Annotated in this window: 16 protein-coding genes; 13 read left to right on the forward strand and 3 right to left on the reverse strand. The window is 69.5% G+C overall.

The genetic code is table 11. The features are described from left to right. Nucleotides 1–42 precede the first annotated feature (42 nt). From AAFF32_RS08210 to AAFF32_RS08235, 6 genes are all read left to right on the forward strand, one after another. Entirely contained in the window at nucleotides 43–6,357 is a 6,315-nt protein-coding gene (locus AAFF32_RS08210; RefSeq protein WP_342317037.1) for an Hpt domain-containing protein, read from the forward strand. Continuing rightward, nucleotides 6,350–8,026, forward strand: coding sequence for a chemotaxis protein CheB (locus tag AAFF32_RS08215; protein WP_342317038.1), 1,677 nt, complete (start codon nucleotides 6,350–6,352; stop codon nucleotides 8,024–8,026). Before AAFF32_RS08210 ends, AAFF32_RS08215 begins: the two co-directional genes overlap by 8 nt. Before the next feature lie 33 nt (nucleotides 8,027–8,059). Beyond that, nucleotides 8,060–8,557, forward strand: coding sequence for a chemotaxis protein CheW (locus AAFF32_RS08220; RefSeq protein WP_216959983.1), 498 nt, complete (start codon nucleotides 8,060–8,062; stop codon nucleotides 8,555–8,557). Beyond that, on the forward strand, nucleotides 8,554–9,630 hold the full coding sequence (locus AAFF32_RS08225; RefSeq protein WP_342317039.1) for a heparan-alpha-glucosaminide N-acetyltransferase domain-containing protein: 1,077 nt from the start codon (nucleotides 8,554–8,556) through the stop codon (nucleotides 9,628–9,630). Before AAFF32_RS08220 ends, AAFF32_RS08225 begins: the two co-directional genes overlap by 4 nt. 19 nt (nucleotides 9,631–9,649) lie before the next feature. Next, complete coding sequence (locus AAFF32_RS08230) at nucleotides 9,650–9,985, forward strand: hypothetical protein (RefSeq protein WP_216959977.1); 336 nt, start codon at nucleotides 9,650–9,652, stop codon at nucleotides 9,983–9,985. A 176-nt stretch (nucleotides 9,986–10,161) separates the two neighbouring features. Continuing rightward, nucleotides 10,162–10,512 carry a helix-turn-helix domain-containing protein gene (locus tag AAFF32_RS08235; RefSeq protein ID WP_254200186.1) on the forward strand — a complete coding sequence of 117 codons (351 nt, stop codon included), beginning with the start codon at nucleotides 10,162–10,164 and terminating at the stop codon, nucleotides 10,510–10,512. A gap of 412 nt (nucleotides 10,513–10,924) precedes the next feature. On the opposite strand, the gene AAFF32_RS08240 is transcribed toward AAFF32_RS08235, so the two are convergent. Both AAFF32_RS08240 and bioA read right to left on the reverse strand, forming a co-directional pair. Next, on the reverse strand, nucleotides 10,925–11,662 hold the full coding sequence (locus AAFF32_RS08240) for a 16S rRNA (uracil(1498)-N(3))-methyltransferase (RefSeq protein ID WP_216959971.1): 738 nt from the start codon (nucleotides 11,660–11,662) through the stop codon (nucleotides 10,925–10,927). Next, the gene (bioA, locus tag AAFF32_RS08245; protein WP_216959970.1) at nucleotides 11,653–13,071 is read right to left on the reverse strand and encodes an adenosylmethionine--8-amino-7-oxononanoate transaminase; all 1,419 of its coding nucleotides are present in this window, start codon (nucleotides 13,069–13,071) and stop codon (nucleotides 11,653–11,655) included. The genes AAFF32_RS08240 and bioA overlap by 10 nt, the downstream gene beginning before the upstream one ends. Before the next feature lie 118 nt (nucleotides 13,072–13,189). Here bioA and nudE point away from each other — a divergent pair, with 118 nt between their 5' ends. Genes nudE through AAFF32_RS08270 form a run of 5 tightly spaced genes read left to right on the forward strand, consistent with a single transcriptional unit; the run spans nucleotide 13,190 to nucleotide 16,032 of the window. Beyond that, nucleotides 13,190–13,741 (forward strand): ADP compounds hydrolase NudE, encoded by a 552-nt coding sequence (nudE, locus tag AAFF32_RS08250; RefSeq protein ID WP_216959967.1) that lies wholly within the window; start codon nucleotides 13,190–13,192, stop codon nucleotides 13,739–13,741. Next, a complete protein-coding gene (gene cysQ, locus AAFF32_RS08255; RefSeq protein WP_342317040.1) occupies nucleotides 13,738–14,535 on the forward strand; it encodes a 3'(2'),5'-bisphosphate nucleotidase CysQ in 798 nt (265 codons plus the stop codon). Before nudE ends, cysQ begins: the two co-directional genes overlap by 4 nt. A gap of 16 nt (nucleotides 14,536–14,551) precedes the next feature. After that, the gene (locus AAFF32_RS08260) at nucleotides 14,552–14,830 is read left to right on the forward strand and encodes a hypothetical protein (protein WP_216959961.1); all 279 of its coding nucleotides are present in this window, start codon (nucleotides 14,552–14,554) and stop codon (nucleotides 14,828–14,830) included. Between the two features lie 40 nt (nucleotides 14,831–14,870). Beyond that, nucleotides 14,871–15,707, forward strand: a complete 837-nt coding sequence (gene mazG / locus AAFF32_RS08265; RefSeq protein ID WP_216959958.1) for a nucleoside triphosphate pyrophosphohydrolase — start codon at nucleotides 14,871–14,873, stop codon at nucleotides 15,705–15,707. A gap of 22 nt (nucleotides 15,708–15,729) precedes the next feature. Continuing rightward, on the forward strand, nucleotides 15,730–16,032 hold the full coding sequence (locus AAFF32_RS08270; RefSeq protein ID WP_216959956.1) for a DUF962 domain-containing protein: 303 nt from the start codon (nucleotides 15,730–15,732) through the stop codon (nucleotides 16,030–16,032). 164 nt (nucleotides 16,033–16,196) lie between these two features. On the opposite strand, the gene AAFF32_RS08275 is transcribed toward AAFF32_RS08270, so the two are convergent. Next, the gene (locus AAFF32_RS08275) at nucleotides 16,197–16,538 is read right to left on the reverse strand and encodes a DMT family protein (protein ID WP_216959953.1); all 342 of its coding nucleotides are present in this window, start codon (nucleotides 16,536–16,538) and stop codon (nucleotides 16,197–16,199) included. A 108-nt stretch (nucleotides 16,539–16,646) separates the two neighbouring features. Between AAFF32_RS08275 and AAFF32_RS08280 the strand changes: the two genes are divergently transcribed. Together AAFF32_RS08280 and AAFF32_RS08285 are read left to right on the forward strand one after the other, a co-directional pair. Then, nucleotides 16,647–17,363: a response regulator transcription factor gene (locus tag AAFF32_RS08280; protein ID WP_115843669.1), complete on the forward strand. Its 717-nt coding sequence runs from the start codon at nucleotides 16,647–16,649 to the stop codon at nucleotides 17,361–17,363. A 16-nt stretch (nucleotides 17,364–17,379) separates the two neighbouring features. Further along, a complete protein-coding gene (locus AAFF32_RS08285) occupies nucleotides 17,380–18,657 on the forward strand; it encodes a HAMP domain-containing sensor histidine kinase (protein ID WP_216959950.1) in 1,278 nt (425 codons plus the stop codon). Nucleotides 18,658–18,737 lie beyond the last annotated feature (80 nt).

Consider the following 18,737-nt stretch of genomic DNA (forward strand, 5'->3'; position numbering starts at 1 on the left):
GCGCCCCAGGTCGCGCCACCTTGCATCCATGCGAGGTGAGCGATGACCGTGATGCGCGAGGCGATCGACACCACCACGCTCGGCTGGATCAAGCCGGAGCTGGATGAAACCCTGCGCCTGGCCCAGCAGGAGATCGAGGCGTACGCCGAGAATCCCGCCGACAGCGGCCGCATGCGCCAGTGCGCCGAGCAACTGCACCAGGTGCACGGCACGCTGCGCATGGTCGAGTTGTATGCCCCGGCGATGGTCGCCGAGGAAATGGAGCGCCTGGCGCTCGCGCTGCAGCAGGGCAAGGTCGCCGATCGCGACGAAGCCTGCGCGGCGCTGATGCGCGGCGTGGTCCTGCTGCCCGACTACCTGGAACGCCTGCAGGGCGGCCATCGCGATATTCCGATCGTGCTGCTGCCGCTGCTCAACGAACTACGCGCCACGCGCGGCGAGGCGGGCCTCAACGAAAGCGTGCTGTTCGCGCCGGACCTCGACCGTCCGCTGCCGGCCAACCTGCCCAGCGCGCTGCCGAGCAACGCGCCGGTGCGCGGTGCTTCGTCGTCGCACCTCACCGCCTTGCGCGATGCGCTGGCAACCTGGCCGGAAGAGGGCAACCCGGCGCAGCCGGAGAAGCTCGCCGCGGCCATCGACGGCCTGCTTGGCGAAGTCATCCTGGAACCCGTGCGCCGCATGCTGTGGGTCGCGTCCTCCGTGGCCGGTGCGCTGCGCGACGGCGCGCTGCCGCCCACGCGCGCGCTGCGCCAGGCCTTCGGCGGCGTCGAGCGCGAAGCGCGCCTGATGCTGGCCGACGACGGTTTCGGCGCTCATCGCTCCGAACCGGCCGCCGAACCGACCCGCCAGCTGCTCTATCACGTCGCCCACAGCGACGGCCGCCATCCGGCGCTGGACGACCTGCGCCACACCTTCGAACTCGCCGCGCACCTGCCGAGCGAATCCGAACTCGAACACGCCCGCGGCTCGCTTTCCGGCCGCAACCGCGCGCTGCTGGACACCGTCGCCGCGGCGATCAAGGAAGACCTGCTGCGCGTCAAGGACGCGCTCGACCTGCACCTGCGCACCGGCCAGACCGACGTCGCCGAGCTCAAGCCGCAGGTGGAAGCGCTCGGCCGCGTCAGCGACACGCTCGGCATGATGGGCCTGGGCGTCGCCCGTACCGTCGTGATGCAGCAGCGCGATGCGATGCACGAGATCGTCTCCGGCAAGCGTCCGGCCGACGAGGGCGCGCTGCTCGACGTCGCCGGTGCACTGCTTTACGTCGACGCCTCGCTGGACGACCAGGTCTCGCGCCTTGGCCTGCCCGACAGCGGCGCCGAAGACGATCTGCTCGCCGGCGAAGCACGCAAGGTGCTCGACGTGCTCGTGCGCGAAGCCATCGCCAACTTCGGCGATGCGCGCCAGGCGTTCGTGGCCTTCGTGGAAACCAACTGGGATCACGCCGAACTGGCCGAAGTCCCGCGCGTGCTGGACGAAGTCGCCGGTGCGCTGCGCATGCTGGAACTGCCGCAGCCGGCCGACTACCTCGCAGGCGTGAAGCGCTACACCGAGGTCGAGCTGATCGGCCGCAAGCGCGTGCCCAACGGCCAGCAACTGGACACGCTGGCCGACGCGCTCGCCAGCCTGGAGTACTACCTCGAAGCGCTGCGCGAGCAGCGCCCGAACCGCAACCACATCCTGGACATCACGCGCCAGAGTCTGGAAGCGCTGCGTTACTGGCCGCTGCCGGAGTTCGACATCGCCGCCACGATGGCGCCGACCTCGCCGATCAGCCGCGAGGAACTGGCGCGCGTGCCGGAGTTCGAGCTGACCGACGAGATCACGCTTGGCACGCCGGTCGCGCCCGCGTTCGACGCCAGCGCGCTCTCCTCGGCGACGCTCGCGGCCGAAGTTCCGGTCGCGCAGGTGCCGACCGCCGCACCGACGCCCGCGCCGGCGCCGGTCGCCAGCACGCCGCAGCAGGTCACCGCCGGCGGCTTCGAGCACAGCGACGACATCGACGACGAGATCCGCGAGGTCTTCCTCGAGGAGCTCGACGAAGAGATCCGTCACCTGGGCGACCTGCTCCCGGAATGGCACGCCCTGCCGGAAGACAGCGAGCGCCTGCGTCCGATCCGCCGCGTATTCCACACGCTCAAGGGTTCCGGCCGCCTGGTCGGCGCCAAGACGCTGGGCGAGTTCAGCTGGCGCATCGAGAACCTGCTCAACCGCGTACTCGACGGCACCCGTCCGGCCAGCCCGGCGGTGATCGGCCTGGTCGGCCACGCTTACGCCGCACTGCCGCAGCTGCACGCCGCGCTGCGCAATGAAGGCGCCATCACCGCCGACCTGGCGGCGATGGAAGCCCATGCCGAGCGCCTGGCCGAAGGCGACGAAACGATCTTCACGCCGGCCGCGCCGAAGCTCGCAGCGGCCGTGGAGCCGGCGGTCGAGGCGATCGAGCCGGTCATCGAGCCGGTCATCGCGCCGGAGGCCGAAGAGATCATCCTGGAAGCCGTCAGCTTCGACGGCCTAGACAGCGGCGCGATCGAAGTCGAGGAAATCAACTTCGACGACGTCCCCGTCCTCGACGCCGAGCCGGTGCTGGAACCCGAACCCGGCGTGCCGGCCTCGGTGGATTCGGTGCTGCTGGAAATCCTCGACGCCGAGGTCAGCGGTCACCTGGTCACGATCGAGCAGTGGCTGGCCGCCTCGCAGGTGCAGCCGCGCCCGGCCGACGATGGCCTGCAGCGCTCGTTCCACACGCTCAACGGCGCCTTCGCCATGACCGAGGTGCCGGTGATCACCGACATCACCGGTCCGACCGAGGTGTACGTCAAGCGCCTGCTGGCCCTGGGCCAGCCGGCCAGCACCGACGGCGTGGCCGCGATGGGCGAGGTTGCCGAGGCGATCCGCCGCACGCTGGCGACGTTGAAGTCCCCGTCGCCGCGCATCCCCGCCTTCGAAGGCCTCGCCGAGCGCATGCGTGCGCTGCGCGACAGCCTGCCGGATGCACGCCAGCCGATGACGGCCGATCCGATCGAGGTCGAAGCGACGCTTTCGGCGATCGACCTGAGCGAGTTCACCGATCTGGCTGCCGATGTCGGCCCGGATTACCTCGCCGACCCGGCCGCGCAGGCCGAGCGCATCGAGGCCGAACTGGCCGAAGCGCGCCGCATCGAAGCCGAACGCGAAGCGATCGAGCGTGCCAACTCGGGGCGCGTGGAAATCGAGCGCCTGGAAGCCGAACGTTTCGCGCTGGAGGAACAGCAGCGCGAAGCCGAGCGCCTGGCCCTGCTCAAGCGCGAGGAAGAAGCGCGCCAGGAAGCCGAGCGCCTGGAAGCGGAGCGCATGGCTGCCGAAGCGGCCGAAGCCGAGCGACTTGCTGCGGAGCAGGCCGAAGCCGAACGCCTCGCCGCCGAGCAGGCCGAAGCCGAACGCATCGCCGCCGAGCAGGCCGAAGCCGAACGCCTGGCTGCCGAAGCCGCGCAGCGTGCGCAAGCCGAAGCGCAGGCCGAGGCCGAAGCGCAGCGCGTGGCCGCGCAAGCCGCCGCCGCGCTGGCCGAACAGCAGCGCATCGAAGCCGAGCTGCTCGAAGCCGAGCGCATCGCCACCGAGCGCCTGGAAGCCGAACGCCTGGAAGCCGCACGCATCGCGGACGAAGAGGCCGAATACGCGCGCCTGGAAGCCGAATACGCCGAAGCCGACCGCGCCGCGCGCGAACAGCAGACGGCGCTCGAAGCCACGGCCGTCGGCCATGCCTTCATCGACGCGCCCGCCATCGGCGACGTCCGTGACGGGCTGCCGGAGGTCGAGGAATTCGCGCAGGACGCTTCGGCCGAAGCGCCGGCCGCGGACGAACCCGTCGCCGCGCCGGTCACGCCCGAAGCGCAGGAGCCGGCCGTGGCCGCGCTCATCGCGCACGCGCTGGCCAGCAACGACGATCCGGACGAAGCGCTGGACCTGAGCGAACTCGATCCGGAGCTGGTCGACATCTTCGTCGAGGAAGCCAGCGACCTGCTCGACCACTCCGACGGCCTGCTCGCGCAGCTGCGCGAAGCACCGACCGAGCGCGAGACGCTGGTGGGCATGCAGCGCGACCTGCACACCATCAAGGGTGGCGCGCGCATGGCCGGCATCATGGCCGTGGGCGAACTCGGCCACGCGATGGAATCGCTGCTGGAAGCGGTGGTGGAAAACCGCTGCGAACTCGGCCGCGATGGCGTGCCGCTGCTGGAGCGCGGTTTCGACCGCCTGCACGCGATGGTCACCCGCGTCGGCGAACGCCGCGCGATCGCCATGCCGGAAGCGCTCATCGCAGAATTCGACGCGCGAGCCCGCGGCGAGACCACGCTCGGCCACCTGGCCGCGGCGGTCGCCGCTGCGCCGGCAAAGCCGGCACCGACGCCGGCTCCGACGCCGGCACCCAAGCCCGTCGTCGCCGAGCCGGTGCACACGGATGCCGACGAGTCGCACGCCGACCTCAAGCCGCTGTCGGCCCCGATCAGCGACCAGCCGGTCGGCGACGAAGACGACATCGGCGTGCGTGCGCCGCAGGAACAGGTGCGAATCCGCGCCGACCTGCTCGACCGCCTCGTCAACTACGCCGGTGAAGTCGCGATCTATCGCGCCCGCCTGGAACAGCAGCTGGGCGCCTTCCGTGGCGCGATCGCGGAAATGGCCGCGACCAACACGCGTATGCGCGACCAGCTGCGCCGCCTGGAAATCGAAACCGAAGCGCAGATCGTCGCGCGCTACCAGCGCGAAGGCGACGACGGCGAGCAGGCATTCGATCCGCTGGAACTCGACCAGTTCTCCACGCTGCAGCAGCTCTCGCGCGCGCTGGCCGAATCGGCCGCCGACCAGACCAGCCTGCAGACCACGCTCGACGACCTGACGCGCCAGTACGAAACGCTGCTGCTGCAACAGTCGCGCGTGAGCTCGGAGCTGCAGGAAGGCCTCATGCGCACGCGCATGGTGCCGTTCGACGGCCTGCTGCCGCGCCTGCGCCGCGTCGTGCGCCAGGCCTCGGGCGAACTGGGCAAGCATGTCGCGCTCAAGCTCGACGGCACCCAGGGCGAACTCGATCGCAACGTGCTGGAGCGCATGACCGCGCCGCTGGAGCACATGCTCCGCAACGCCGTCGCGCACGGCCTGGAAACGCCGGACAAGCGCAAGAAGGCCGGCAAGTCCGACGAAGGCACGATCCGCATCGCGGTGCGCCGCGAAGGTTCGGAAGTGGTGCTGGAAGTCGGCGACGACGGCGCCGGCCTGAACCGCGAGGCGATCCTCAAGCGCGGCATCGAGCGTGGCCTGGTGCCCGAAGGCGTCACGCTGTCCGACGCCGCCATCGACGCGCTGATCCTGGAACCGGGCTTCTCCACCGCCGAATCGGTCAGCCGCCTGGCCGGCCGCGGCGTCGGCATGGACGTGGTCGCCAGCGAAGTCCGCCAGCTGGGCGGCACGCTCGACATCCGCTCCGTACCCGGCAAGGGCGTCACCTTCACGCTGCGCCTGCCGCAGACGCTGGCGGTCACGCAGGCCGTGTTCGTGCGCATCGGCGAGACCACCTTCGCCGTGCCGATCGCCTCGGTGCGCGGCGTGGGCCGCATCGCCCGCGACCGCCTGGACATGGTCGACGCGACCTACCGCTACGGCGGCGAGGACTACGCGGTGCACGACCTGGGCGCGCTGGTCGGCCATGGCACGGCCAAGGCCGAAGGCCACCTGCAGATGCCGCTGCTGCTGATCCGCTCGGGCGACCTGCGCGCCGCGGTGTGCGTCGACCAGGTGGTCGGCAATCGCGAAATCGTGGTGAAGCCGGTCGGCCCGCAGGTCGCATCGGTGCCGGGCATCTTCGGCGCCACCATCATGGGTGACGGCCGCGTCGTGGTGATCCTGGACGTCGCGCCGCTGGTGCGCCGCCAGCAGCTGTTGCCGCGCGACTTCGTGGCCGTGCCGGAAGCGCCGGTGGAAACGCGCCGCGTGCCGCTGGTCATGGTGGTCGACGACTCGGTCACGATGCGCAAGGTCACCGGCCGCGTGCTGGAGCGCCACAACTTCGAGGTCATGACCGCGAAGGACGGCATCGACGCGCTGGAACGCATGGCCGAACGCGTGCCGGACCTGATGCTGCTCGACATCGAAATGCCGCGCATGGACGGTTACGAGCTGGCCACCGCGATGAAGGGCGACTCGCGCCTGCGTGGTGTGCCGATCGTGATGATCACGTCGCGTACCGGCGACAAGCACCGCCAGCGCGCGTTCGAGATCGGCGTGGAACGCTACCTCGGCAAGCCGTACCAGGAGCCGGAACTGGTCCGCAACGTGTACGAGCTGCTCGGCATCAATGCAGGGGCCACGCGGAATGAGTGAGTCTTCGCGTCGCGCGGTCCTTCTGGCGCGACCGGGCGCTGCCTGCGAACGCTTGCGCTCGGCGCTGGCCGACGCAGGCGCCAACGTGGTGCTGGAAGCCGACCCGACCACGCTGCAGCTCGACGCGCTCGGGCAGGTCTCGCCGCAGGTGGTGGTGGTCGCGCTGGATCCGGTCACCGAGGACGTGATCGAGCGTTTCGATCCCGTCCTCGCCGACCCGTCGGTGGAAGTGATCTACGAAGAAGCCGCGCTGGCCGCGACCCGTGAGGGTTGGGACCTGGCGCGCTGGGTGCGTCATCTCGCCGCCAAGCTGCACGGCCACGGCGACGTGCTGCCGCCGGGCCACGAACCCGAAGGCATGGAGCCGCCGGAACCGCCGGTGGCCGTCGCGCCGCAGGTGGTCGAAGTCGCGGCGCCGGCCGTCGAAGTCGCCGCGCCCGCGGAACCGCCGCGCGTGGTGGACGTGTCCGCCGCGCCGCCGCAGATCGCCACGCAGGCCGTGGAGACGATCGAAATCGCGTCGCTGATTGTCGAGCCGGTGGTCGTGCCGGTGGCCGCCACGCCTGTGGCGGCAGTGGAAGTCGCGACGCCGGCCGTCGAGGCCGCCGCCGCGCCGGTGACCCAGTACACGCACGAGAGCCGCCACAACCCGTTCGATCCAGTCGCCGCCGAAGCCAGCTTCGACGTTGCCGAAGCGATCGAACTGCCGCCGTCGCTGGCGGCGGTCGAACTCAGCTTCGCCGCCGACGCGCCGACGATGTCGGTGGACGAGGCCGAACTGGTGATCGAACCGTTCGAGTCCAGTTTCGATTTCGAAGTCGCCGACGCGGCACCGACTCCGGTGGTGCTGGAGACGTCGATTCCCGAAGTCGTCGAGATGACGATGGATGCGCCGGCCGCCGAAGCGTTGGCGACCGTCACCGCCGACGCGCCGGTGCTGATGTTCGACGCCAGCCGCGAGGGCACGCTGTCCGCCGCGCCGCGCGCCGAAGTCGCCGCGCCGGCCGCGCCGGACTGGTCCTTCGCCGACGACACGCCTGCCGCTCATGCGACGCGCGAGGCGGACCCGAACCACAAGTTCCAGCGCGACCTGGGCGACATCGAGCGCCGCATCTCCGCGCTGGAGCTCGTCGAGGAGCGTCCGGTTTCGCAGTTCGGTGGTGCCGTGCTGGTGCTGGCCGGCATCGGCGGGCCGGATGCCGTGCGCCAGTTGCTCGGCGGGCTGCCGGCGGAATTCCCGCGCCCGGTGCTGGTCCAGCAGCGCCTGGACGGTGGCCGCTACGACCGTCTGGTCGCGCAGATGCAGCGCGCCACGCCGTTGCAGGTGCGCCTGGCCGAGCCGGGCCTGTTCGCGATGGCCGGCACGATCTACATCCTGCCGGCGGAAATCTCCATCACCGTGAGCGAGTCGGGCATGCGTTTCGTCGAGGGCGACGGTGACGTGCTGGCCGTGCTGCCGACCGCCGATTCGGCGGTGCTGATGCTCAGCGGCGCCGATGCGGCGCAGGTCGATGGTGCAATGAACCTGTCGTGGGCAGGCGGTCTGGTCGCCGGTCAGGCGCCGGACGGTTGCTACGATGCCGCCGCGGCCTCGGCGCTGATCGCACGCGGCGCGCAGTCCGGCCAGCCGGCCGAACTGGCGGCGCGACTGGCCGAACGTTGGCGGTAAGCCGCGCGAGAGATCGCGCCTAGGACTACGAAAATGGCGAACGAACATCCTGCCAACACCACCGGTGCCGTCGAGAACGACATCCGCGGCGTGCTCATCCAGGTCGCCGGCGGGCGCCTGCTGCTGCCCAACGCCACCATCGCCGAAGTGCTTTCCTACGCCGAGCCGGATGCCATCGCCGATGCGCCGGACTGGTTGCTGGGCCGCATCCGCTGGCGCGGCTGGCAGCTGCCACTGATCGCATTCGGCCGCCTCTCGGGGCTGGCCAACGAACGCGGCGGGCTGGGCAGCAAGGTGGTCGTGCTGCGTGCGCTGGGCGGCAATCCGCGCTCGCCGTACTTCGCGCTGCTGACGCAGGGCTTCCCGCGCCTGGTCACGGTGTCGCGCGATACGCTGATGGTCGTCGACGACCACAACCCGCTGCCCAACGGCGTGCAGGCGCGCGTGCTGCTCAACGAGGACGCCGCATTCCTGCCGGACCTGGGCGTGATCGAAGAGCAGATCGGCCTGGCGCTGGCGCAGGCGGCTTGAGCAAAGCGACCGCGCCTCGCTACGCCTCCGTCGACGCCCTGCGCGGCGTCACCGTCGCGGCGATGTTGCTGGTGAACAATCCCGGCGACTGGGGGCACGTCTACGCGCCACTCGAACACGCCGTCTGGCACGGCTTCACGCCGACCGACCTGATCTTCCCGATGTTCCTGTTCATCGTCGGCGTGTCGATCGCGCTGGCGCTGATGCCGCGCGTGGAACGCGGCGACGACCCGAGCGCGCTGACGAAAACCGTGCTCGTGCGCGGCGCGCGCATCGTCGGCCTGGGTCTGCTGCTGCACCTGTGCGCGCTGTGGGCATTCGACGTGGCGCACTACCGCGTGCCGGGCGTGCTGCAACGCATCGGCCTGTGCTTCGCGGCGGCGGGCGTGCTCGCGCTGTACACGTGGCCGCGCACGCAGTGGCTCGTATTCGGCGCGCTGCTCTTCGGTTACGGCGCGCTGCTTGCGGCGGGCGGGAGCCTGGAGCCGTTCGTGAACATCGCCAGCCGCATCGACCACGCGCTGCTGGGCGTGCACGTCTATCAGCTCGATGCGGCGACGGGACGCGGTCACGATCCCGAAGGCCTGGTCAGCACGCTGGGCGCATTGGCGACGACGTTGCTGGGCCTGCGCGCGGGCGATTGGCTGCGACGCGGCGACCGTCGCGCATTGTGGATCGCAGGCTTGATCGCCATGGCCGCGGGCCTGGCATGGTCGCTGTGGCAACCGCTCAACAAGAACCTGTGGACGCCGTCCTACGTGCTGTGGACGGGCGGCATCGCCTGCTGGGTGCTGGCGGTGTTCCATTCGCTGATCGACCTGCGCGGCTGGCCGCCGCTGGGTCGCGCGTTCGGCGTGAACGCCATCGCCGCCTACGCGGGCTCGGCCTTCATGCTCTATGCGCTGGCCGGCCTGGGCTGGCTCGATCCGCTCTACCAGCACGCGTTCGCCGGCTGGATGACGCCGCGCTTCGGCCCGTTCGTGCCATCGCTGGCCTATGCGCTGGCGTTCGTCGCGGTGTGGTGGATCGTGGTGCGCGTGCTGGATGCGCGGCGCATCTACTTCAAGATCTGAGCGGGCGTTCGACGGCGCGATGGAATTCATCCGACGCTTCCACGATCCGGACGACCTCGACCGCTTGCGTGAGCGGCTTCGCGACAAGGGCATTCCTACCTACGTGGCTCAGGGAGGTTCGCGTGCCGCACGGTTCTGGTCGCTGTTCGCCTGCATCGACGAACAGGCCGACGACGCGCGCCGCGTGTTGCGCGATCCCGCGCACGAGCCTGCATACAAGGTCGACGCAACGGCGTTCGAGGCGACGCTCCAACACGACGACACGTCGCTCCTGGCGCGCTGGGCCACCATCGTCGCGATCGCGGTGTTCCTCGGTTTCGCGGCGCTGATGCTGCTCGTCGTGCGGCTTTCGTAAGCGGTTCCGACCGGGGCAGCGGAACTGGACGGAATGCCGTCAGCCGCGCTGCCAGGACAGCATTTCTGCCGCCTTTGCCGTTCATCTGCCGGCCTCGCGGGCCTGTCCTGCCGGGCAGCAGTACTTGCGTTGTCTCCAGTCTGGAGGGCCAACCTGGAGGGTCGATCATGTACTCCATGTCTTCGAGGATCCGGAGATCGCGCGTCGCCGCACGCCTCACGCAGGCGGAACTCGCGAGGCGGCTGGGGGTGCAGCGCAGCGCCGTCACGCAGTGGGAGCGCGACGCCGGCACGCACCCCAGCGTCGCGCACCTGGCGCAGATCGCGTGCGAGACGCAGGTGTACTTCGAGTGGCTGGCGACGGGACGCGGTGAATCGCACCCGGAGGCGGGCGCGCTCGACACCGCCGTGACCATGCAGGACTACGCGCGCGACGACGTCGAAAGCCGCGCGTTGGAGAGCCTGCGCCGCGTCAGCGGGCACAAGCGCGAGGCCGTCGTGCGCGTGATCGAGCTGCTGGCCGGCTGAAAGCGGTGCGCGTGCGCTTCGCCGCGCTGTCCGGATAGCAGGACTGAGCGCAGCCTGGCCACGAAGGCTGTCCGCCGCACGTGCATCGCCGCTGCGGCCGATACGGGTGGGGAAGGGCAGTAGCGCTTAACGCATCGGCCGCGAAGGCACAGGCCTGTGCTGCGAAGGTCGCGCGTTCGCTGGAACAGACGACCCGCATGGACGTCGGTTCGACGAATCCGTGCGACGGGTGTGGAGAGGACGACGCAGGGACGCGACCGCACCCGTCGCCGTCACGCGGCGCGGGGCAGGGCGATGACGGAAGCGCCCGGGCCCGCAGGGAATGCCGCGCGTGGATGCATCGCCGGGGCGCGGAGTTCGCCCCGGCGGTGCGGAACGGGAGCGGCGCGCGCATCGGCGCCGCTTCGATGCCTCAGGCGAAATCCCCGAAGCGCGCCTGCAAGGCCGCGATGGCCGCCAGTCCGGCCGTCTCCGTGCGCAGGATGCGCGGGCCCAGTCGCAGCCCATGGAATCCGCTCGCGCGCAGTTGCTCGCGATCCTGCGGCGACCAGCCGCCTTCCGGGCCGATGGCGAGGTACACGGGCTGGGATGCATCGAACGCCAGCGTGCCGAACGCGAACTCGCCGTCGGGATCGAGGATCAGCCTTGTTCCACCGGTCTCGAGCGACCCCAGCGCCGCCGCCAGCGACACCGGTGCGGCGACGTCCGGCACGAACGCGCGCCCGCTCTGTTCGCACGCCGACGACACCACGCTGCGCCAGTGCGCCAGGCGCTTCTCCGCGCGTGCTTCGTCCAGCTTCACTTCGCTGCGCTGCGACCACAGCGGATGGAACGCGGTCGCGCCCAGTTCCGTCGCCTTCTGCAGGATCAGGTCCATCTTCTCGCCGCGCGCCACGCCCTGCAGCAGCACGAGCTTCAACGACGATTCGCGCGACACCGATTCGGCCGAGTCGATCGCCACGCGCAGCTCGCGCTTGCTCATCGCGACGATGCGCGCGGCGTAGTCGTGGCCGTCGCCATTGAACAGCACGCAGGCATCGCCCACGCCCAAGCGCAGCACGCGGCCCAGGTGGGCGGCGGCGCTTTCGGGCAGGGCGATCTCCGCGCCGGCGCGCAGCGGTTCGTCGACATGGACGCGGGTCAGGCGCATGCGGCCTCCTCGATGGCGTGGTCGATGGCCGCGCGCGTGGTGTCGGCAAGCAGGCGCAATGCGTCGTCGTCGACGCAGTACGGCGGCATCCAGTACAGCACGTCGCCCAGCGGACGCAGCAGCACGCCGCGTTGCAGGGCGGCGCGGTAGGCGCGCAGGCCGATGCGCGCGGCGGCATCGAAGGGCGTGCGCTTGTCGCCGTTCTGCGTCAGCTCGAACGCGACGATCATGCCGGCCTGGCGCACGTCGGCGACGTGCGGGTGATCGCTGAAGGGCGCCGACAACGCGGCCATGCGCGCGGCGGTTCCGCGGTTGCGCGCGATCACGTCGTCCTCCTCCAGGATCGACATGGACGCGAGCGCCGCCGCGCACGCCAGCGGATTGCCGGTGTAGCTGTGCGAATGCAGGAAGGCCTTCTCGCGCGAATCGTCGAGGAAGCCGTCGTAGATGGACTGCGTCGCCAGCACGGCCGCCAGCGGCAGCGCGCCGCCGGTGAGGCCTTTCGACAGGCACATCAGGTCCGGCTGCACGCCCGACTGCTCCGATGCGAACAACGTCCCGGTGCGGCCGAAACCCACGGCGATCTCGTCGGCGATCAGGAACACGCCGTGCGCATCGCACAACTCGCGCACGCGCCTGAGGTACCGCGGATCGTGCATGCGCATTCCGCCGGCGCACTGCACCCGCGGCTCCATGATGAGCGCGCAGACCTCGCCGGCATGGCGTTCCAGCAGCGTCGCCAGCGCATCGGCGGCGCGCTGCGCGCGATCGGCGGGCGATTCGCCCGGCTCGCACAGGTAGGCGTCGGGCGAGGGCGCGAACAGCGCTTCGGCCAGCAGCGGCGCATACACGCGGCGGTAGAGCGGGATGTCGCCGACCGCCAGCGCGCCCAGCGTTTCGCCGTGATAGCCGTTGTCGAGCGCGATGAACTTGGTGCGTCCTTCGATGCCGCGGTTGCGGAACCAGTGGAAGGCCATTTTCAGCGCGACTTCCACGCCCGCCGAGCCGTTGTCGGCGTAGAACACCTTCGCCAGCGGTTCGCGGCCGGCCTCGCGCGGGGCGATGGCGAGCAGTTTCTCCGCAAGTTCCACCGCCGGCGCGTGCGAGACGCCGGCAAGGATCACATGCTCCAGCGTGGTCGCCTGCCGGGCGATGGCCGCGGCGATGCGCGGCTCGGCGTGGCCGAACAGGTTGGTCCACCAGCTGCTGATGGCATCGAGGTAGCGACGGCCGTCGCGTCCGACCAGCCAGGCGCCTTCACCGCGTTCGATCGGGAGCAGGGGAAGGGTGTGGGGGTGTTCGCGCATCTGCGTGCACGGGTGCCAGAGCACGGCGAGGTCGCGCTCGCGCCAGGTGTCTGCGACGGCGTCCGCGTCGGCGCGCGCTATGATGTTGTCGAATCGCTGCATCCCGCCATTCTAGCCCCGCACACCGGGCCGGCCCGGGCCGAGGTCCAGATGTCCGCCGCAGTACGCGGGCATCCAATGCCGAGCGCCACGCGGGCCAGCATCCCTTCCGGAATCCCGCATGTCGCGTCGCCTGCCCACCATCCATCGCATCACCGAACACGATGCCGGACCGTACCGGCTCGAACGCCTCGACCTGGAGTTCGCCAACGGCGAGCGCCGCCATTACGAGCGCTTGCATGGACGCGGCCACGGCGCGGTCGTGGTGGTGCCGATGCTGGACGATGAGACCGTGCTGCTGGTGCGCGAGTACGCGGCCGGCGTGCACCGTTACGAACTGGGCCTGGTGAAAGGCCGCATCGACGCCGGCGAGACGCCCGTCCAGGCCGCCGACCGCGAGCTGAAGGAAGAAGCCGGCTACGGCGCGCGCGACATCCAGGTGCTGCGCGCGCTCACGCTGGCGCCCACGTACATGAGCCACCAGGCGCACCTGGTGCTGGCGCGCGATCTCTATCCCGAGCGCCTGCCGGGCGATGAGCCGGAGGAACTCGAAGTGGTGCCGTGGAAGCTCGATCGTCTGCACGAGCTGATCCTGCGCGAGGACTTCTCCGAAGGCCGCAGCATCGCCGCTCTTTTCATCGCCCGCGAATGGCTGAGGACGCACACGCAATGATTCCTGCCGCACTGCGCGAGGAGGTGATCGCGCTGGCGCACGACGCCGCTTCCGCGATCCTGGGCATCTACGACAGCGAGTTCGCCGTCCAGCACAAGGACGACGATTCGCCGCTCACCGCCGCCGACCTGGCCGCGCACCGCTGCATCGTCGATGGACTGGCGCGCATCACGCCGGACATTCCCGTGTTGTCGGAGGAATCCGCGCACGAAGTGCCGACGGCGATGCGCCGCCAGTGGTCGCGGCTTTGGCTGGTCGATCCGCTCGACGGCACGCGCGAGTTCGTCAAGCGCAACGGTGAGTTCACGGTGAACATCGCGCTGATCGAGGACGGCGTGGCCGTGTTCGGCGTGGTGCAGGCGCCGGTGACGGGCGAGCTGTGGCACGGCGGCGCCGAGCTGGGCGCGTTCCTTCGCAAAGGCACGCAGGAATCGGCATTGCACGTCCGCGCGCCGGCGACCGCGCCGCTGCGCGTGGCCGCCAGCCGTTCGCACCGCGACACGCGCACGCAGGCCTTCATCGACCGCATGGGCGAGACGGAGCCGTTGGGGCTGGGTTCGTCGCTCAAGTTCTGCAAGCTCGCCGACGGCACGCTCGACGTGTATCCGCGCTTCGGCCCGACCAGCGAATGGGACACCGCCGCCGGCCAGTGCGTGCTGGAAGGCGCGGGCGGCGCGGTGCTGGATCCGCTGGGCCGACCGTTCCGCTACAACCAGCGCGAGCGGATCCTCAACGGCGACTTCGTCGCGTTGGGCGATCGGTCGCTGCCGTGGCAAGAATGGATCACTTCCTGATCCAGCTGCGCGCGCCATGCCCATCACATTGATCATGCTTGTTGTCGTGCTGATACTCATCTTGGGACCGACGCTTGTTGTCGGGCGCTCGCATCTGGCTGCACAGCAGTCCGGATGGCGTGCGGCGGCGGAAGCAGTCCTCGTCCTCTTGGCCGGTATCTTGTTCTTCGGTTGGTACGGCGTGTCCGTGGCTTTGGTGTATTGGATGCTCCGCACCGAGTGGCTGGACAAGAAGAAGGACGCCCAGGCGCATGCCATTGCCGATAAAGCAGCACCGCAGGACGGCATTGGATGACGTACTGTTCGGGTTCGCTTCCCTGACTCCGTGAACTGCGATGACGTCACTCAGTAGCTTCGATTTCCGTGATGTCCATACCCTTTTGAACATCATGGCCCGCCTGCGCGACCCGAACGGCGGGTGCCCGTGGGACCTGGAGCAGGACTTCGCCACGATCGCGCCGTACACGATCGAGGAAGCGTACGAAGTCGCCGACGCGATCGACCGCGGCGACCTGGTCGATCTGAAGGACGAACTGGGCGACCTGCTGCTGCAGGTGGTCTTCCATGCGCAGATGGCGAACGAGCAGGGCGCATTCGCGTTCGGCGACGTGGTCGCGGCGATCTGCGACAAGATGGTGCGCCGGCATCCGCATGTCTTCGGCGATGCGTCGGTCGAGGACGCGGACGCGCAGACCGTCGCATGGGAAGAACAGAAGCGCCGCGAGCGCGAGGCCAGCGGCCATGAGGACCGTTCCGCGCTCGCCGGCATCGCACGCGGCCTGCCCGAGTGGCAGCGCGCGGTGAAATTGCAGAAGCGCGCCGCGCGCGTGGGCTTCGACTGGCCCGACGTCACGCCGGTGATCGCCAAGCTGCACGAGGAGATCGACGAGGTGCGGGTGGAGTTCGCCGCACTGGACGCCGATCCGCAGGACGCCGCGGCGCGGGACCGGCTGGAGGACGAGATCGGCGACGTGCTGTTCGTCTGCGCCAACCTCGCGCGTCACGCGCAGGTGGACGTGGGCGCGGCGATGCGCCGGGCGAACCTCAAGTTCGAGCGCCGCTTCCGCGCGATGGAGGCGCTGGCCGAGGCCGACGGGACCCCGCTTGCCGGGCTTTCGCTGGAAGCGCAGGATCGCCTCTGGGATCGCGCCAAGGCCGCCGAAAAGGCCTGAGCGGTCAGCCACGGAGGACGACATGTCGCGCTTCGCCAGCTTCCGCGAGTTCTACCCGTTCTACCTCAGCGAACACAGCCACCGCACCAGTCGGCGACTGCATTTCATCGGCAGTTGCGGCGTGCTGGCGCTGCTGGCGACCGCGATCGTGCAGCGCAATGCGTGGTGGCTGCTGGCGGCGCTGGTGTGCGGCTACGGTTTCGCCTGGGTCGGGCACTTCTTCTTCGAGAAGAACCGGCCGGCGACGTTCAAGCACCCGTTCTATTCGTTCGTCGGCGACTGGGTGATGTTCAAGGACATCTTGAGCGGGAGGATACGGTTCTGATTTCTGTTTTCCCTCTCCCCTTTCGGCGACCGAAGGGAGTGCAGAGCTGAGAGGGACAGGCCGCCGAATGCGGCCAGGGAGAGGGGGCACAAGTCCGCGCTGCGCGCGCCCTCTTCCGCCCGTCGGCACCTTCTCCCGCAAGGGGAGAAGGCCAACACCGGACCTCACTCCAGAAAGATCAACCACGCCGCCACCGCGATCAGCGCGAAGCCGGCCCAGTGGTTCCACTTCAGCGGCTGGTCCAGGTACCAGGCCGAGAAGCCCGCGAAGACCAGCAGGGTGATGACCTCCTGCATGCCCTTGAGCTGGGGCGCCGAGTAGACTGAGCTGCCCATCCGGTTGGCGGGCACCATCAGGCAGTACTCGAAGAACGCGATGCCCCAGCTGGCGAAGATCGCCAGCATCAGCGGCGCGGACTTGTACTTCAGGTGCCCGTACCAAGCGAAGGTCATGAAGATGTTCGAGCCCAGCAGCAGGGCGATGGGGAGGATGCGGTCCAGGGGCATGAGAAGGAATCGCTAGGGTTTCGTTCAGGTTTTGTGGTGGGCCTTCACGGTCCCTCCACCGGCGGCCCGGCAGCCTTCACAAAGCTGAAGCGTCGGGAGGGTTTTTGCATGCAGGGTACCGGAACAAGGGACGGCGGCCTGGTCCTCATTGTCGAAGACAACCGCAACATCTCGGAAATGGTCGGCGAATACCTCGAAGGCCGGGGGTTCGAAGTCGACTATGCCAGCGACGGCCTTGACGGCTATCGCCTGGCGACGGAGAACAACTACGACGTCATCGTGCTCGACTTGATGCTCCCGCGCATGGACGGCGTGGAGCTGTGCAAGAAGCTGCGCGAGGAGGCGCGCAAGTCCACGCCGGTGCTGATGCTCACCGCGCGTGACACGCTGGACGAGAAGCTCACCGGACTGGGCGCCGGGGCCGACGATTACCTGACCAAGCCGTTCGCGATCCAGGAACTGGAAGCGCGCCTGCGCGCCCTGATCCGCCGCGAGCGCCGGCAGGTCGGCGGCGAAGTGCTGAAGGTCGCCGATCTGGTGCTCGATCCGGCCAGCCTGCGCGTCACTCGCGGCGGCAGCGAGTTGCAGCTCTCGCCCATCGGACTTCGCCTGCTGACGATCCTCATGCGCGAATCGCCGCGCGTGGTCAGCCGGCAGGAGATCGAACGCGAGATCTGGGGCAACGGGCTGCCCGACTCGGACACGCTGCGCAGTCACCTCTACAACCTGCGCAAGACCATCGACAAGCCGTTCGACAAGCAGCTGCTGCACACCGTGCAGAGCGCGGGTTATCGCGTGGCCGACATATCGCAGCCGCCCGAGTAGGCGGCGCGGGAACGCCATGGCGCACGGACTTCCGCGCAGGATCAAACTTGCGTTCATCACGCAGGCGTTGATCGGCAGCATCGTGATCACGGTGGGCATCCTGCTCACCGGCATCGTCGTGCGCCAGAAGGTCGTGGAGCAGCGCGTGGCGCAGGAGGCGGCGGCGTTCTGGCGCGCCTACGAACAGGACCCGACGCATCGGCTGCCCAGCAGCTCGACGATGTCGAGCTACCTGGTGATCCCGGGCAACCTGCAACCGCAACTGCCGGCCGAGCTGCGCGACGTCACCGGCACGGGCGTGCAGCGCCTGCCGGAAAGCGGGCGGCTGGTCTACGTCGACCGCCGACCGCAGGGCACCTTGTACCTGATCTTCTCGGCGTGGCTGGCGGACCAGTCGGTGTTGTTCACCGGCCTGGTCTCGCTGTTGCTGTCGCTGGTGACCAGCGGCGTGCTGATCTGGCTGACGTACCGCACGTCCAAGCGCATGGTCACGCCGGTGAGCTGGCTGGCGAACCAGGTCGCGCACTGGGACCCGCGCGATCCCGATGCCAGCGCGATCGCCACCGCGCACCTGCCGGCCGAGGCGGGCGATGAAGTGCGCAAGCTCTCGCGCGCGCTCACCGGGTTGTCGCAGCGCGTGGGCGATTTCGTCCAGCGCGAGCGCAACTTCACCCGCGATGCCAGCCACGAACTGCGCACGCCGCTCACCGTCATCCGCGTCGCCACCGATCTGATGCTGGCCGACAACGAGAACAGCCCGCGCACGCGGCGTTCGCTTTCGCGCATCCAGCAGGCGGGGCGCGACATGGAGGCGGTGATCGAGGCCTTCCTCATCCTCGCGCGCGAGGCCGACGTGGCGCCGCAGAGCGAGGAGTTCGAGGTGCGCGACATCGTGAGCGCCGAAGTGGATCGCATCCGCCCGTTGCTGAGCGATCGCCCGGTGAGCGTGAGCCTGCACGACGAAGGCGCCCCGCGCCTGATCGCACCGCCGCACGTGCTGCGGGTAATGGTCGGCAACCTGCTGGGCAACGCGGTGCGGTTCACCGAATCGGGCGAGATCGAAATCCGCCTGATGCCCGACCGCGTGGTGATCCGCGACAGCGGCATCGGCATGTCGCCGGAAATCCTGGCCAAGGCGTTCGACCCGTTCTTCCGCGCCGATTCGGCCGACAGCGACGGCAAGGGTATGGGGTTGTCGATCGTGCGACGCCTGGGCGAACGCTTCGGCTGGCCGGTGAGCCTGGCCAGCGCGCCGGGGCAGGGCACGACGGCGGTGATCCGCTTCGCGCGTTGATCGCCCCGCGACGCGAACGTGCGTTCGTGCATCCTTAACGTTGGCCGCCGGTGGCGGCCGTGACACGATCCTCCAATGAA

This window comes from Lysobacter sp. FW306-1B-D06B, assembly GCF_038446665.1.
GTDB lineage: Bacteria > Pseudomonadota > Gammaproteobacteria > Xanthomonadales > Xanthomonadaceae > Lysobacter_J.